The sequence below is a fragment of the Borreliella bissettiae DN127 genome, assembly GCF_000222305.1.
Classification (GTDB): Bacteria; Spirochaetota; Spirochaetia; order Borreliales; family Borreliaceae; genus Borreliella; species Borreliella carolinensis.
On sequence record NC_015919.1, the window covers coordinates 40,629 to 55,219 of the forward strand.

Genomic DNA, 14,591 nt, shown 5'->3' on the forward strand with positions numbered 1-14,591 from the left:
ACAAAGAGGGCTCTTGCTGAGAGCCTCTTTGAAACGTGTGTGGGAAGTGTTTAATTTAATTTTAATAAATAAAATTATTTGATGAATTCTTTAAGCCTTGAAGCATTGATTAATATTTTTAGTGTATCGTAAATGCTTTGACTTATTTTAATGTAATATTTTTTATTAGAATAAGCGGAGTAGATAAGTTTAACTTTATTTAGGCTTTTTTGAAATTTGGCAAAGCTTAGATATTTCCAGCTATGATTGGTTGATACGTAAAATGAGCTTCCAAATTGCAAATCGCCATATTTATCTTTGTTTAGAATTGCCTTGTTAATGCTTGATAAACTGTGATAATGAAACAAGGGCATTAAATTCAGTTCTTTTTTTTGTTTATCTTCGAAATTCAAACAACATCTTATGAAATTATTTTCATAAAAATAATTAAAATCTTTGTGATTTTTTAATTGAAGCAGGTTTTTTAAACCTTTTTTATCCATACTGGTTTTGTGGGCTAATATACTAATTGATTTTAGCTTGCCTTTTGTTAGTGTGATTTTATCGTATTGGTCTAAATAATGTGCTTCTGATTTTATTTCAATTGCTGCATTTGAATCTACGCTGTAAGTTCTAATGTAAAACTGTGTACAAAGAATAGGGTTTAAAGGTTTTGTATGTTCATTTTTATAAATTAGGGTGTTTTCAATTGCACTCATATTTATCTCTTGTAATATTAAATTTATTTAAATTGTTTTTTAAAATATTCAAAGTTGTATACATATAAATATTTAATTATTCTTAAGTCCAAATTTATTTACATAAGATATCATTTTATACAGATTTTATCAATAGTTTGTGAATTATTTAATACTTTTTTTATTTAGAATAAAAAACCAATTGATATTGATTATTTCAAAATTATATTTTAATATAATATCAGTTCTAAAGAAGGAGAATAAACAATGATAAAATTAATGTACGCTATATTTTTAAGCGCGATATTATTTGTTGCTTGCGAAACTACAAGAATTTCAGATGAGATGGAAAATACTAGCGATGAAGATTCAAAAGTTACAGCTCCAATGCCAGATAAAAATATGATGAAATCAATGCCAGATAAAAATATGAAGCCAATGACAAAACCAATGGCAAAACCAATGAAAAAGTAACAATATTTGCTTTTAATTTAAATTAATTTAATTTAAATTAGTTAAGTACAACACTAGTAACTATTTTAAAAAACTTTTTTAATAAATTTATTGAAAAAGTTTTTGATTTTTAATTTTCAATAATAGTTAAGTGGATTGATTTATTATTTATTATTTTGATTTAGAAAAATTAAAATAGTATATTAAAATTAAATATAAAAAAGGGAAAGGGGCTTTAAAACCCTCTTCCTTTTTGAATGCAAAACCAATATTACTGAATTGGGGCAAGAATGTTGGTAGTTGTGTTTACTAAATTCAAAATTATATCGTGAATGTCTGCAAATTGAGCCCTTGAATTTTTTGATCTTAAGGCATCATTTAGTTTTGAAACGTCGGTTTGTAAGTCGTTGTTGGCATTGTACTCATTAATAAAATCATCTGTGTCTTTTAGCCATTTTTCTTTAAGTGGTGTAAGTTGCTCAAAATCGTGGTAGAGCGCTTTTAAATTAGCTTTGTTTAGATTTTGTAGTTTGTCTTTTACGTTTAGTATTTTTGCGCTGATTTCTTCCATTGCTAATTGAATGCTAAAGCCTCTGTTTATAAGGGTTTCTTTAACCAAACCTCTATAGTTTGAGTCTTGAGAAAGTTTTGATAAAATTTTCCCAAGTTCTATAATTTTTCCTTCGTCGAAATTTAAAGACGTGTAAAGCATTCTTCTTTCACTTGTATATTCGTTTTCGTCAAAATGCACTGTTGAGTTTGCATTGAAAAATATTTTACTAAATATTTCTTCTTTCATTCCAAATTGGTCATCCGGCTCACCCTTGTAAGAGTCAATCTCGCCTATTTGAATAATATTCTCAGATCTATCTAATATTTTTTGTATTAGCTCTGTAGCCTCAGGATCTAATATTTTTTTTGGAGCAACATTAGCATTGTTGGGATTGTTTTTTTGCTTTAAAGCTGCTGGGTTGGGGTTGTTTTTATTGCCAGCTGAGATTTTTGGCGGACTTTTTAAAGTATTAATAGCAACAAGCAGATTGTCTATTTTTGATTTACCGTTTTTAGACATCTTTTTATTTTTTGATGAATTGTTTTCCGTTTTTGCTATTTTTGTCTTTTCTTTTTTCTGCTTTTTATTTTCATTACCATCTTTTACCTCTAGAGAGCAAGAAAGCAAAATTAGCACAGTTAATGTATGCAATAAAAATATTGCAATTAATTTATTATTTTTCAAAATGTTATCCTTCAATAAAAATTTTAAGTAATTAATTATTAATTAATAATTTTAATTACCCAATTAATAACTTTAATTCAAAATTGTTATTGTGCAAAAAGAATTCAAAAAAAAAGAGAGCCACGGCTCTCTTTGGGAATAAGGTTTTATTTTTTAATAATTTTTAATTATTTATTATTAAATTTAAATAATATATCTAAAGAAATTAATGTTTGCTCGGATTTCAAGCAAAGAGAAATCATTTTGTCTTTGTATAGTTGCTCGATGTGGTCTTTTAGCTTTTCTGTATTGTATTGTAGCTCCAAGGTGGAATTTGAACTTTTAATCAATGTTTCTATTGTGCTAAGCCATTCTTTTTTTATTAAGGTAAAATCAACAATTAAATTATAAATTTCTTCTAAAGTATCTTTATTAAAATCATTTTCTCTTAGCTTGTCCATGTTAATTGCTAAGTCTTCAAGCGCAACTTCAAATCCTTGTTGAATTCGTATGCCCCCGGATATTTTTTTTATTATGTCGTGGGCTTTTGGGTCTTTGTAAAGCTTGTTTACAATCTCTGCTAAATTGAAAATGTCAGTGGTGTTGTAGCTTAGTGATGAATAAAACTGTCTTCTCATTTTTTGAGATTCTCTAAGGCTTGAGTTCATTTTTTCTTGAAGCCTTGTGCCATTTTTGGGGTCAATTTTGTAAACATTGAGTAGCTCAAACATACTATTTTTTAGTCCAAATTGGCTGGGTATTTCTGTTTGAAGTTTTTCTTTTTTTATTATTGTCATTTCTCTTGCTAAAATCTCAAAGAGCTTGTCAATTAGATCTGATTCCCCTTTATTTAAAGCTTTTAAGTCTTTTTTTGATCTTTGAAGGTTTTGTTTTTTTGCTCCCTTTTTTATGTCTTTTTGAAGATTTGATTCATCGTATTTTGTTTCTGTAAAGCTTGCTACTTTGATTTTATTGTTTTTACTGCTTTTATTGTCTAGATCGCAAGAGAAAAATGTCAGTATCCCTAATGTGATAAATATTGATAATTTTGTTTTATTCAAAATTTACTCCTTTAATAAAAATTTTAAGTAATTTTAATTATTTAAAATTAATACTTAATGATTTAAATTTAGTTCAAATTTAAAATAGAACAATAAAAAAAAGAAGAGTCCAGATCTCTTCTTTTGATTAAATAGTTGTAAAATAGTTTATTTTCGTTTTTTAAATAAACTATTTGAGCTCTGTGATACTAATGTATGTCTCAAGAACAGACTGGCGAGCATTTTGCATTTTGTCTATGTAGTTGTTTTGAATGTACTCTGCTAAAGATTTAGAGTCGCCTGAGTAATAATTAGGGTCTGCATAATTAATAAGCTCAAAAGCGTGTCTTGCCCATTCGTCTTTTTCATCTACTATTTGATTTAGTTTTGATTGGAGTGTGTTTAGCTTAGAGGTGAAATCGAAACTGTTAATTTTGGTGTTTAAGTAATCCTGGTTAAAGATTTCAATTTTTTTATTTATTTCGTCTAATGCAAGTTCAAAAGAAATTTGTGTTCCAAGCCCTGATATTATTAATTCTCTTATTAAGCTGTGATTTTGCTCCTCATCGTAAAGAAGGTCCATTATTGCTCCAAATCGTGTGATTTTGCTTGGATCAAAATCCATAAGTGCATATAATCTATTTCTTTCATTTTCTGCTTCTGGTGTGTTGGAGCTAAGCTTTGGCGCGTAACTTCTGTCAAAAACTTTACCATTTGAAATAACATCTATTAGCTCAAATACAGAATCTTTCATATTAAATTGATCGTGAGTTTCTCTAAATCCAAAGTTGTTTTGTGTAGTATTTTTTTCTTCAGCAATTGTTCTAATAAGTTCATTTTTTAATTCTTGTAATTTGCTGTCCCCGCTAGAAGATGTTGTTGCTTGCACGGCAATGCTTGGACTTGTTGGCTGGCTTGTTGGTTGGCTAAAGGTGTAACTTAAGGTAAATGCTGGTGGTTTGTGATTTATGCCGCTAAAGGTGCTTGTAGCTTTAGGCGCAGCTTTACCCTTTTGAGTAGTTCTTCTTATGATTGGCAGGGTTGACAGTGATACATCTTTTGTTTTTGTTATGCCCGCTGTAGGTATGCTTGTGTTTATATTTGTTGTTTTTGAAAGATTTGATAGATCTGCTCCAAAACCTAAAGTTTGCTGTCTTGCTGCTTTTGCTACTTGTGGTTGATTTTGCAATCCTTTGTTTTTTGCTGCTGGAGCTTTTGCTGTCACTTGTTCTTGTTTTTTCAGCTCCGCTGCTACTTTATCAACTACCGGTATGTTTTTTGCAACATTGGGGTTTGTATTAACCGCTGCTTTTTCTTTATCATCTTTTGTGCGATTGAGCATTCCTTTTACTTTGCTGTTATAATCTTCATTTAGATTAGCATCAATTGTACAGGAAAACAAAAACAATCCCAGGAGCTTTAATTGTATTAATGGTTTGATTTTCAAAATACTATTCCTCGATTTCTTTTTAATGAATTTTAATAATCAAAATTAATTAAAATTTAAAATTAATTACTAATTATTAAAAAGTTAGTTCAAATTATAGAATAATCAATAAATATAAATAAAAATGTTTTAATCTGGCAAAGGTCTAATTTTCTTATTTTTTTGTTTTACATTATTTCACAATATTCTCCTTTTATAAAAATGTAGCAGTGGGGTATAAAATAATTTTTATTACATATTACAAATGTATATCAAATTATTTTAATTTAAATTTAAACTCTTATAAAAATCAAAAGACATTTTTATGTTTTAGCTTGGATTGATTGGGTTTAGTTGGATTTAGATTTTAAGCCTAAAAAAAAAGAGAAGAATTAACTTCTCTTTTTAAAATATCAAGTGCAACATATTATTTTTTTCTTAAAGATTATTAAGATAGAGGCCTTAAAGTATTAGTGTCTTTGTAATATTGATTAAAGTGTTCTGCTAGCTTTACCTCATCGTTTTTAATTCCTTGATCATCTTGCTTGTAAGCCGCAAGAGTTTCGTTTAAGGTTTTTTTAAACCTTTCTTTAAGCTCTAAGTCAGATTTTAAGCGTTTTTGTAGTTCTTCTAAGTCTTCTTTGCTTAGATTGTCTTGCTTTTCATTTAGTGATTTTAAGTTAGTTTCTATACGAAATTGAATACCCAGCGCTATGTTATAAAGGAATGATCGAATTATGCTGTTGTTTTTTTCGGGATTTTTTTTAAGTGTTTCAATAATTTCTTTTAATGTCTCTATTTTTTCTTTTTGATAATCTAAAGATGAGTAAATAATTTTTTTTAACCGAATTTTGTCATCTTCAATAACCAGTACAGCATCGTTGTCGATAAAAGTATCTAGAAGGTCAGATTTTTCATTAATAATTTCGGCCATTTTCATATTGTGTTGATTTTCTTGAGTTTCTATTTTCTTGCCAATTTCTTTTAATCCCGAATTAGTGCTTTCATTTACTTTAGGATCGCTTTTGCTCAAAGGTGCACATGAGATGCAAATTAAAGTTAATATCACAGTAATAATATTAAGCTTGATTATATTTAGCTTGGCTTTTGTCAAAATACTCTCCTTATAAATTAAAACTAATACTTATTAAGTTTAATACAAATTAATATTATAACTATATTGCAACAATTGTCAATTGACATTATTCTTATTTAATATTTAATCTAAAAATCTTAAAAAGATTAAATTTTTATTAATTTTGTTATTATTTTTAGTTTGGATTTAATTGGATTTATTTGGATTTAAATTTTAAGCCTAAAAAAAGAGAAGAATTAACTTCTCTTTTTAAAATGTCAAATGCAGCATATTCTTTTTCTTAAAGATTATTAAGAGAGAGGTTTTAAAGTATCAAAGTCTTTGTAATATTTATTAAAATGTGCTGCTAGCTTTTCTTCATTGGTTTTAATGTCTTGATCATTTTGATTGTAAGCCTCAAGAGTTTCGTTTAAGGTTTTTTTAATTTTTTTCTTTTCCTTTAAGTTGGATTTTATTCGCATTAGTAATGATTTAGCTTCTTTTAGGTTTAAATTGTCTATTTCATTTTGTATTAATGCTAAATCCTCCTCTATTTGGAATTGATTACTAACTGATATGTGGTAAAGCAACCTCCCAACTATATTATAGTTTTCGGGATTTTTTTTAAGTTTTTCAAGTATTTCTTTTAATGTCTCTATTTTTTCTTTTTGATAATCTAAAGATGAGTAAATAATTCTTTTTATTTTAATTTGGATACTTTCATCAATAGTATCCGAAGGGCTGACTTTAAAAGTGTTTAGGAAATCAAAATTTTCAGCGGCAATTTTAGCTATTTGCGTATCTTCTTCTTTTCTTATATCTTCCAGTTTCTTGCCAATTGCTTTTAATTCTGAGATTATAGTTTCTAAAAGTTCTTGATCGGAAGGCCTAAAGTCCCCAGAGGCATCTTCAGGATTTTGAGCGATTTTCTCTGGATTGGTGCGTTTTTTCGGATTGGTGCTTTCATTTACTTTAGGATCGATTTTGCTCAAAGGCGCACACGAAATGCAAATTAAAGTTAATATCACCGTAATGATGTTAAGATTAATTGCGTTTAGTTTAGTTGTTGTCAAAATACTTTCCTTATAACTTAAAATTAATATTTATTAATTTTAATGTGGGTTAATCATGTAAGTATATTTCAATATGTTAAAATATAAATTTTATTATTTGAAATTTAAACCTAAAAAAAAAAGAGAAGAATTAACTTCTCTTTTGAAATATCAAGTACAGCATATTCTTTTCTTAAAGATTATTAAGAAACAGGCAATAAGCTAAAATCGTCTTCGTAATATTTATTAAAATGTTCTGCTAGCTTATTTGTATCGTTTTTAATGTTGTCGGTATTTTTATTGTAAGCCTCCATAGTATAGTTTAAGGTTTCTTGAAAGCTTTCTTTTAGATTTAAATTGGATTTTATGTTCGTTAGCAATGATTTAGCTTCTTCTTGGTCTAGATTGTCTACTCCCTTTTGTATTGATTCCAAATTCTGATCTAGTTTGGTTTGAATTCTCAATAAGAAAAAATTAAAAAATCTTGAAAGTATTGTTGTGTGTTTAGGATTGTTGTTAAGTTTTTCAAGAATTTCTTTTAATGTATTTATATATTCTTTTTTGTAATACAAAGATGAATAAAGTGTTCTTTTCATTATCGTTCGGTTATGTTCATCAATAAGAATGGGGGCGATTGTAAAAGTTTCCAGGAAATCAAATTTTTCAGCAGTAATTGTAGCTATTTGTTCATAGTATACATTTTTTCGATCTTCCAGGTATTTACCAATTTCTTTTAATTCTGAGATTATATCTTTTGTGGATTTTTGATCGGAAAGCCCCAAGTCCCCAGATTTATATTCAATAGGGTCGATTTTATTTAAAGGTGTACACGCAATAAAAATTAAAGTTAATATCATTGCAATAATATTAAGCTTAATTGTGTTTAGGTTAGCGTTTTTCAAAATGTTCTCCTTGTATTAGTACTAATATTAATTAGTTATAATACAAGGTAATAATATAACTATATTGTAGCAATTGTCAAGTGGTTTAATTATTGTTAAATATTTAAAAGATTAAATTAATTGCTATTTTTAGATTAGATTTATTTGGATTTAGATTATGGGTCTAAAAAAAAAGAGAAGAATTAACTTCTCTTTTTGAAATATCAAGTGCAACATATTCTTTTTTCTTAAAGATTATTTAGAGATAGGTGGTCTGTAAGTATCAAATTCTTTGAAATATTGATTAAAGTGTTCTGCTAGTATTTTATTGTCTTTAATGTTATTAGTATTTTTACGGTAAGCCTCAAGCGTTTCGTTTAAGGCTTTTTTAAACCTTTCTTTTAGCTGTAAGTCAGTCTTTACGCGTACTATCAACTCTTTTAAATCTTCTTTTGAATTTGCTTTGCTTTGAGTGCCCAGTTTTTCATTGATTGATTTTAGGTGATTTTCTAGTTGTAGTTGAATGCCTCGCGTTGTGCGATGAAGGAATATTCCAGAAATTTTAGGATCAATTTCAGAATTACATATAAGTTTTTTAAGAATTTCTTTTAATGTCTCTATATTTTCTTTTTTATAGTCTAGGATCGAATAAAGCATTCTTTTTAAAAGTATTCTATCTTCATCGTTAGCTAGTCCGCCATGAGCACTAATATAAGGATCCAAGAGGCTAGATTCTTCCTTGGCAATTTTAGTCAGTTGTGTAGTTTCTTCTTTTTTTTGATCTTCCAGCTTCTTACCAATTTCTTTTAATTCTGATTCTTCAGCTTTAATAAATTCTTGATCGGAAGGCTTAAAGTCCCCAGAGGCATCTTCAGGGTTTTGAGCTTTTTCCAGATTGGTATTTTTATTAAGCTTAGAGGTTTTTTTAAGCTTAGTATTTCCAGTTGCTTTGGGATCGATTTTGCTAAAAGGTGCACATGAGATGCAAATTAAAGTTAATACCACTGTAATGATGTTAAGATTAATTGCGTTTAGTTTAGTTGTTGTCAAAATACTCTCCTTATAAGTTAAAACTAATACTAATTAATTATAATACAAAATAATATTATAACCATATTGTAATAATTGTCAAATAATAATATTCTTATTTAATATTTAAAGATTGAATTTATTATTGGCCTTAATTTGGATTTAATTGTATTTAAACGGTTATTTGGATTTAGATTTAAGCCTAAAAAAAAAGAGAAGAATTAACTTCTCTTTTTTAAAACATTAAGTGCAATATATTATTTTTTCTTTAGATTATTGATTTTAATTCATTAAATTTTTCTTGCTTAGATTTGGCATCGTAAGTAAAATAATCAAATATTTGAAAATTGTTAATTATGTGCTCTAATACATAATCTTTTTTTTCGTTATTTTCAGAGTATTGAATTTTTTTGTAAACCTCGTTAACAGTTTTTTTCAAGGTTGTTTTAAACTTTTCTTTTAGTGTTAAGTCAAATTCTACGTGTATTAGTATCTTTTTTAATATTTCTTCGCTTAGGGTGTTTAATTTATCTTCTTTTATTAATTCTAAATGATTGTCTATTTGTTGTTGAATGCCCAGAGCTTTGCTGTAAAGCAATGATCTGATTACATTTTCCTCATCAGTGTTGCCATTTTTGAGTGTTTTAAGAATTTCTTCTAAATTCTTTATTTTTGTTGTGTCGTAATTTAAAGATGATTGAATTATTTGCTCTATTTGTAGTTTTTCAGCTTCTTGAATTTTTTCATCTATTGTGATTAATGGAGTTTTTAAAGTCTTTTTAAGTTTTTCTATAGCTTTTTTATCATAAGACACGGGGTAAACCCCAATATTATCTGCTAAATTGCTCTTAGTAAGGGTACCTACTTTTTTAGTTTCTTCAATTTTTTGAGCTTCTATTTTTTTGCCAAATTCTTTTAATTTTGAGATTATAGTTTCTTTTGTAGATTTTTGATTTGAAGATGTAAAGTCCTTAGATGCATTCTCAGAATTTTCGGTGTTTTCTTTTGAATTGGTGTAGTCATTTACTTTTGGGTCAATTGGGTTAACAGTGCATGAGATGCAAATTAGAGTTAATATTGTTGCAATGATATTAAGCTTGATTATATTTGGGTTGGCTTTTGTCAAAATACTCTCCTTATAAATTAAAACCAGTATTTATTAATTCTAATACAAATTAATAATATAATCATATTGCAACAATTATCAAATAACAATATTCTTATTTGATAATTGCAGATTAAATTTATTGTTGAGTTTAGTTTGGATTTATGTAGATTTATTCGGATTTAGATTGTAAGTCTAAAAAAAAAAAGAGAAGAATTAACTTCTCTTTTTAGAAAAAAATATCAAGTGCAACATTTATTTGTTGCTTGTATTAAGTTTTTATTTATTTAATTCTTTTTGGTTATATTGAATAATTTCATCGATAGTGTAATTGTAATTGTCCATTATGTGCAGTGCTATGCCATCTACCGGATAATCCGTGGCAATTAATGCTGGGTGGGTTTTCATTTCTTCAACAGTTTTTATTAACTGTTTTGCAAATTTTTCTTTTAGCTTTAAGCTAGATTCTGAGCGTATTAGTAGCTCTTCTAATTCTTTTGGGGTTAAAGAGTTTGATTTGGTTTGTATTAATTGTAAATGATTTTCTAGATGTGCTTGAATATCTGTTGTTGTTTTATAAAAGAATTTCAAAGCTATATTTTTGTGCTTCCCTTCATCCTTATCTATAATGCTGTAAAGAATGTCTTTTAAATTCTTTATTTTTGTTGTGTCGTAATTTAAAGATGAGTAAATCATTCGTTTTATTTGCATTTTTACATTTTTTTTAGCTTCTTCTTTTTCTTTTTTGAAATATTCGGGTTGGATTTTATTATCAAGAGTTTCTATGAAATCAGCTTGTGCAGAAGCAATGTTAGCTATTTTTGTAGTTTCTTCAATTTTTTGAGCTTCTAATTTCTTGCCAATTGCTTCTAATTTTGAGGCTGTAGTTTCTTTTTTAAGTTGCTGCTTTAAAGACTTTAGATTTTCAGATTCATTTTCAAAATCTCTGAAGTTTTCTTTTATATCGGTTCGGCTGTTTACTTTTGGATTAGTTGGATTAACAGTGTATGAAATGCAAATTAAAGTTAGTATTGTTGCAATGATATTAAGCTTAATACTATTTGGTTTATTTTTTGTCAAAATAATCTCCTTGTGCATATTTATAAGTTAAAATTAATGTTTGTTGATTTTAATACAAAATAATACAACTGTATTTTAAGATCTTTTGGATAACAATATTATTATTTAGTATTAAAAAAATAAATTTATATTTTATGTTTTTAAGTTTTTTCCAATATTTCTAATCTCCTTAATTTGTAACAACGCTATTCCACACACACCGCTAATTAGTAGTGTATGTGGTCACAACAGGTGTTTAGCGGCGTTTTAATATCATTTAAAATTTGCATACTTTCATTTGGATTGAATTTGTGTTCGTATCTAACCCTTATTATTTCTCCTAAAATTTTTCCATCAGCTTTGGCTCCCCCCATATTGTTGTCATATTCACCAATAATGTTATCAATAGTTTTTATCCAAGAATTTCTCTCTTGTATTAGTTTTTCAAGTTTTTCTTGAATCCCTTTTACCGTTTTTGTTCTAAAGTTAAACATTAGACGTCTTTGCTCGTCTTTGGTTAAAAGATTAACGGCGCCTTCAAATGCTTCTTGGATCTTAAATCCTGTCCAAAAAATTAAACCAATAAGTGTGTAATGGTATCCAGTTGAGCTTGATGTTTGTGTAAGTATTGTTGTTAATTTTTTGATTTTATTTTCATTGTAATTTAAAGATGAGTAAAACAATCTTCTACTCCGATTGTTTTTTAACATGTAATCAATGTTCATGTCTTGTTTTTCTGGGAATGCGGCAATGTTTATTCCAAATTGATCAACTGGTTCGATTTTTTTAATATCTGTGGTTTTTTTTTGAGTAAATATCTCGATATTTGAATTTATTTTTTTAATGAATTTTTCATTCTCATCAAATTCCTGTGCAATTTTTTTAATTATCGCTTCCTTTTCATCGTTTAAAAGCTGGCTTTGTTGTAAATTTTGCCTCTTTTTGAGATTTACTGCTTTCTCAACGCCAAAGCTTTTAACTTCAATGAGGTTTGGTTGCAATTCGCTTGTTGCTTCTGTGTTGTTTGATTTAGAATAAAAAGAACATGAGACCAGTAAAGTTATTTGAAACAGCTTTAATTTTTTCCAAATTGTGTTTTTCTTCAAAAAGTAATCCTTAAAAAATTAATCATTCGTTATTAGTTATTATTCGGCAAGCTCAATATTTTTTATTTCTAATATAAATATATTTCAATTTCTTTAATTTTCAACGGTTGTTTTATTTATTTAAAATAAAATTTAATAAATAAAACGTTTAAAATATTCTTAAAACTCAAAAATTTTCTGTTTAGTTTTTAAATTTGTTGGTAGTGAGTTAATATTAATGTTTTACATTTTGCTTTTTATTAATTTTAAAAATATTCCCCGGTAGTCTTGTTTTTGCTGATGATTGCATTATATTTTTCATGTGTTATTTTATAATAATAAATCTAAATATTATAAAATAACACCGTTCTCCCCATTTTAATGAAAATTCTGAGTGCTTAGTTTTTGTTAAAAGCCTTATCTTTTTAAAGTCATTTTTAATTAAAAAAGTTAATTATATGTTTTTATACAAATATGTATTGATTCTAATTTAGTTATGTTTTAAAATATTAAAAATAAATGTTTAAATAAGGAGAATTAATAATGACTAAAATATTTAGTAATTTAATAATTAATGGATTATTGTTTGGATTTGTAAATTTAAATGTGTTTGCAGATTCTAACAATGTAAATATTCTCAAGTCTCAATCCAATGTTTTAGAACAACCAGATCAAAAAGAGGACAAAAACTTAGATCAAAAAGAGGACAAAAACTTAGATCAAAAAGATAATAAAAACTTAGATCAAAAAGATCAAGTTGATCAAGCTCTAGATACTATTAGCAAGGTAACCGAAGATGTTACTACTAAATTAGAGGGAGTTAGAGAATCATCTCTTGAGTTGGTAGAGTCAAATGATGCAGCGGTAGTTAAAAAGTTTGTAGGTTCAATGTCTTTAATCTCAGATGTTGCCAAAGGAGCTGTTGTTGCATCACGAGAAGCAACTATTGTGGCAAAGTGTTCAGGAATAGCTGCTGAGGATGCAAACAAAGTTGTTGAAATATCTAAAAAGGCTGTTCAAGAAACCCAAAAGGCTGTTTCTGTTGCCGGGGAAGCAACATTTTTAATAGAAAAGCAAATAATGTCAAATAAATCTCCAAATAATAAAGAATTGGAGTTGACAAAAGAAGAATTTGCTAAAGTAGAGCAAGTTAAAGAAACTTTAATGGCTTCTGAAAGGGCTTTAGATGAAACAGTTCAAGAGGCTCAAAAAGTTCTCAATATGGTTAATGGTTTAAATCCATCAAATAAGGATCAAGCAGTAGCAAAAAAAGATGTTGCAAAGGCTATTTCTAATGTTGTTAAGGTGGCTCAAGGTGCAAGAGATCTTGCAAAAGTAATGACCATTTCTTTATATATGAGATAGTTAGATTATACAGATTTATAAATAATTAGAGGTTAAAGCAAAAAGGTTTGAAGCTAATTATATAGCTTCTGCCTTTTTTATTTTACTAAGATCAATATTAAATCCCCTATTAAGGTTGTTTATGATATAATATTTACATTCTATATTCACTTGAATAATTGTATTAATTACATTCTTAAAAGGTTAATAAATTCGCCTTAAGCGAGGAGCTTAGTTTTTGAATAAAGAATATAAAATTTTGGATAATGGGTTTTTAAAGCTTATTGATTTTATGGGAGATGATAAGCGAATAGTTAAAGCAGCAAGGATTTCTTATCGAGGAGAGAGTGTTAAAAGAAAAGATGAAGAACTTATTGATTATTTAATAAGAAATGGGCACACAAGCCCATTGGAGCAGGTAGTTTTTACATTTCATGTTAAAGCCCCAATATTTATTGCAAGGCAATGGATGAGGCATAGAACCGCAAGGATTAATGAAGTTTCTAGATGCTACAGCTTGGCAAGAGAGGAATTTTATGTTCCTTTAGAAGAAGATTTAAAGTGTAAAATTTTTAATAATAAATCTAAAATAGAATTTAAACCTTTGGAAAAAAGTTTATCAGACAAAATAAAACATCATCAAAAACATTCTTATGAGCTTTATCAAGATATGATCAATTCTAATATTCCAAAAGAGCTCTCAAGAATAGTTTTGCCTTTAAGTTTATATACTGAATGGTATTGGCAAATTGATTTAAATAATCTTTTTCATTTTATTAAGTTGCGATTAGCCTTAGACAGTCCAAAAGAAATTAAAGAGAATTCCCCAAAAGAAATGCGCGAATATGCTAAAGCATTGGTAAGTATAGTAAGAGAAATTGTACCCACGGCTTTTAACAGTTTTGAAAATCATTTTTTAAGGGGAAAGAGATTTTCTGGTGAAGAGATAGCAGTAATTATTAACGCTTTAGATTTAAATAAGCTTAATATGGATGCTAAAAAATTGGAGCTATTAAAAGATAAGCTAGGAATTGATTAATTTTTTAAGGGTTTAGTATTTTTTAGATATAAGAATTTTGACAATGTAAATTTAAAATTAAATGTTATAAAATATAAAAGAGGCATTAATAATAAGAGTTTATTAGTATA

14 protein-coding genes are annotated in these 14,591 nt (G+C 27.3%); 3 read left to right on the forward strand and 11 right to left on the reverse strand.

The window, feature by feature from the left end:
* Positions 1–74 precede the first annotated feature (74 nt).
* Positions 75–698, reverse strand: coding sequence for a hypothetical protein (locus tag BBIDN127_RS06935; protein ID WP_014023240.1), 624 nt, complete (start codon positions 696–698; stop codon positions 75–77).
* A gap of 246 nt (positions 699–944) precedes the next feature.
* Here BBIDN127_RS06935 and BBIDN127_RS06940 point away from each other — a divergent pair, with 246 nt between their 5' ends.
* On the forward strand, positions 945–1,151 hold the full coding sequence (locus tag BBIDN127_RS06940) for an Lp6.6 family lipoprotein (RefSeq protein WP_014023241.1): 207 nt from the start codon (positions 945–947) through the stop codon (positions 1,149–1,151).
* 250 nt (positions 1,152–1,401) lie between these two features.
* Here BBIDN127_RS06940 and BBIDN127_RS06945 read toward each other — a convergent pair whose 3' ends face one another.
* The 10 genes from BBIDN127_RS06945 to BBIDN127_RS06990 all read right to left on the reverse strand — a co-directional run bounded on the left by BBIDN127_RS06945 (position 1,402) and on the right by BBIDN127_RS06990 (position 12,119).
* Positions 1,402–2,367: a complement regulator-acquiring protein gene (locus BBIDN127_RS06945; protein WP_014023243.1), complete on the reverse strand. Its 966-nt coding sequence runs from the start codon at positions 2,365–2,367 to the stop codon at positions 1,402–1,404.
* A gap of 167 nt (positions 2,368–2,534) precedes the next feature.
* Positions 2,535–3,407 carry a complement regulator-acquiring protein gene (locus tag BBIDN127_RS06950; protein ID WP_014023244.1) on the reverse strand — a complete coding sequence of 291 codons (873 nt, stop codon included), beginning with the start codon at positions 3,405–3,407 and terminating at the stop codon, positions 2,535–2,537.
* A gap of 169 nt (positions 3,408–3,576) precedes the next feature.
* Positions 3,577–4,833 (reverse strand): complement regulator-acquiring protein, encoded by a 1,257-nt coding sequence (locus BBIDN127_RS06955; protein WP_014023245.1) that lies wholly within the window; start codon positions 4,831–4,833, stop codon positions 3,577–3,579.
* Between the two features lie 427 nt (positions 4,834–5,260).
* A complete protein-coding gene (locus BBIDN127_RS06960; protein WP_014023246.1) occupies positions 5,261–5,926 on the reverse strand; it encodes a complement regulator-acquiring protein in 666 nt (221 codons plus the stop codon).
* A gap of 272 nt (positions 5,927–6,198) precedes the next feature.
* Complete coding sequence (locus BBIDN127_RS06965; RefSeq protein ID WP_014023247.1) at positions 6,199–6,960, reverse strand: complement regulator-acquiring protein; 762 nt, start codon at positions 6,958–6,960, stop codon at positions 6,199–6,201.
* 182 nt (positions 6,961–7,142) lie between these two features.
* Positions 7,143–7,841 (reverse strand): complement regulator-acquiring protein, encoded by a 699-nt coding sequence (locus BBIDN127_RS06970; protein WP_014023249.1) that lies wholly within the window; start codon positions 7,839–7,841, stop codon positions 7,143–7,145.
* 234 nt (positions 7,842–8,075) lie between these two features.
* The gene (locus BBIDN127_RS06975) at positions 8,076–8,870 is read right to left on the reverse strand and encodes a complement regulator-acquiring protein (RefSeq protein ID WP_014023250.1); all 795 of its coding nucleotides are present in this window, start codon (positions 8,868–8,870) and stop codon (positions 8,076–8,078) included.
* Between the two features lie 247 nt (positions 8,871–9,117).
* Complete coding sequence (locus BBIDN127_RS06980) at positions 9,118–9,975, reverse strand: complement regulator-acquiring protein (RefSeq protein ID WP_014023251.1); 858 nt, start codon at positions 9,973–9,975, stop codon at positions 9,118–9,120.
* Positions 9,976–10,233: 258 nt separating this feature from the next.
* On the reverse strand, positions 10,234–11,034 hold the full coding sequence (locus BBIDN127_RS06985; protein ID WP_014023252.1) for a complement regulator-acquiring protein: 801 nt from the start codon (positions 11,032–11,034) through the stop codon (positions 10,234–10,236).
* A 206-nt stretch (positions 11,035–11,240) separates the two neighbouring features.
* Positions 11,241–12,119: a complement regulator-acquiring protein gene (locus BBIDN127_RS06990; RefSeq protein ID WP_014023253.1), complete on the reverse strand. Its 879-nt coding sequence runs from the start codon at positions 12,117–12,119 to the stop codon at positions 11,241–11,243.
* A 522-nt stretch (positions 12,120–12,641) separates the two neighbouring features.
* Between BBIDN127_RS06990 and BBIDN127_RS06995 the strand changes: the two genes are divergently transcribed.
* Positions 12,642–13,463: an OMS28 family porin gene (locus BBIDN127_RS06995; RefSeq protein ID WP_014023254.1), complete on the forward strand. Its 822-nt coding sequence runs from the start codon at positions 12,642–12,644 to the stop codon at positions 13,461–13,463.
* Positions 13,464–13,680: 217 nt separating this feature from the next.
* Entirely contained in the window at positions 13,681–14,481 is an 801-nt protein-coding gene (thyX, locus tag BBIDN127_RS07000) for an FAD-dependent thymidylate synthase (RefSeq protein WP_014023255.1), read from the forward strand.
* The last annotated feature ends 110 nt before the right edge of the window (positions 14,482–14,591 follow it).

What these genes read in the sequence shown, in the direction of transcription:
- BBIDN127_RS06940 (WP_014023241.1), top strand. Translation starts at nt 945, where the DNA reads ATGATAAAATTAATGTACGCTATATTTTTAAGCGCGATATTATTTGTT.
- BBIDN127_RS06995 (WP_014023254.1), top strand. Translation starts at nt 12,642, where the DNA reads ATGACTAAAATATTTAGTAATTTAATAATTAATGGATTATTGTTTGGA.
- BBIDN127_RS06935 (WP_014023240.1), bottom strand. Translation starts at nt 698, where the DNA reads ATGAGTGCAATTGAAAACACCCTAATTTATAAAAATGAACATACAAAA.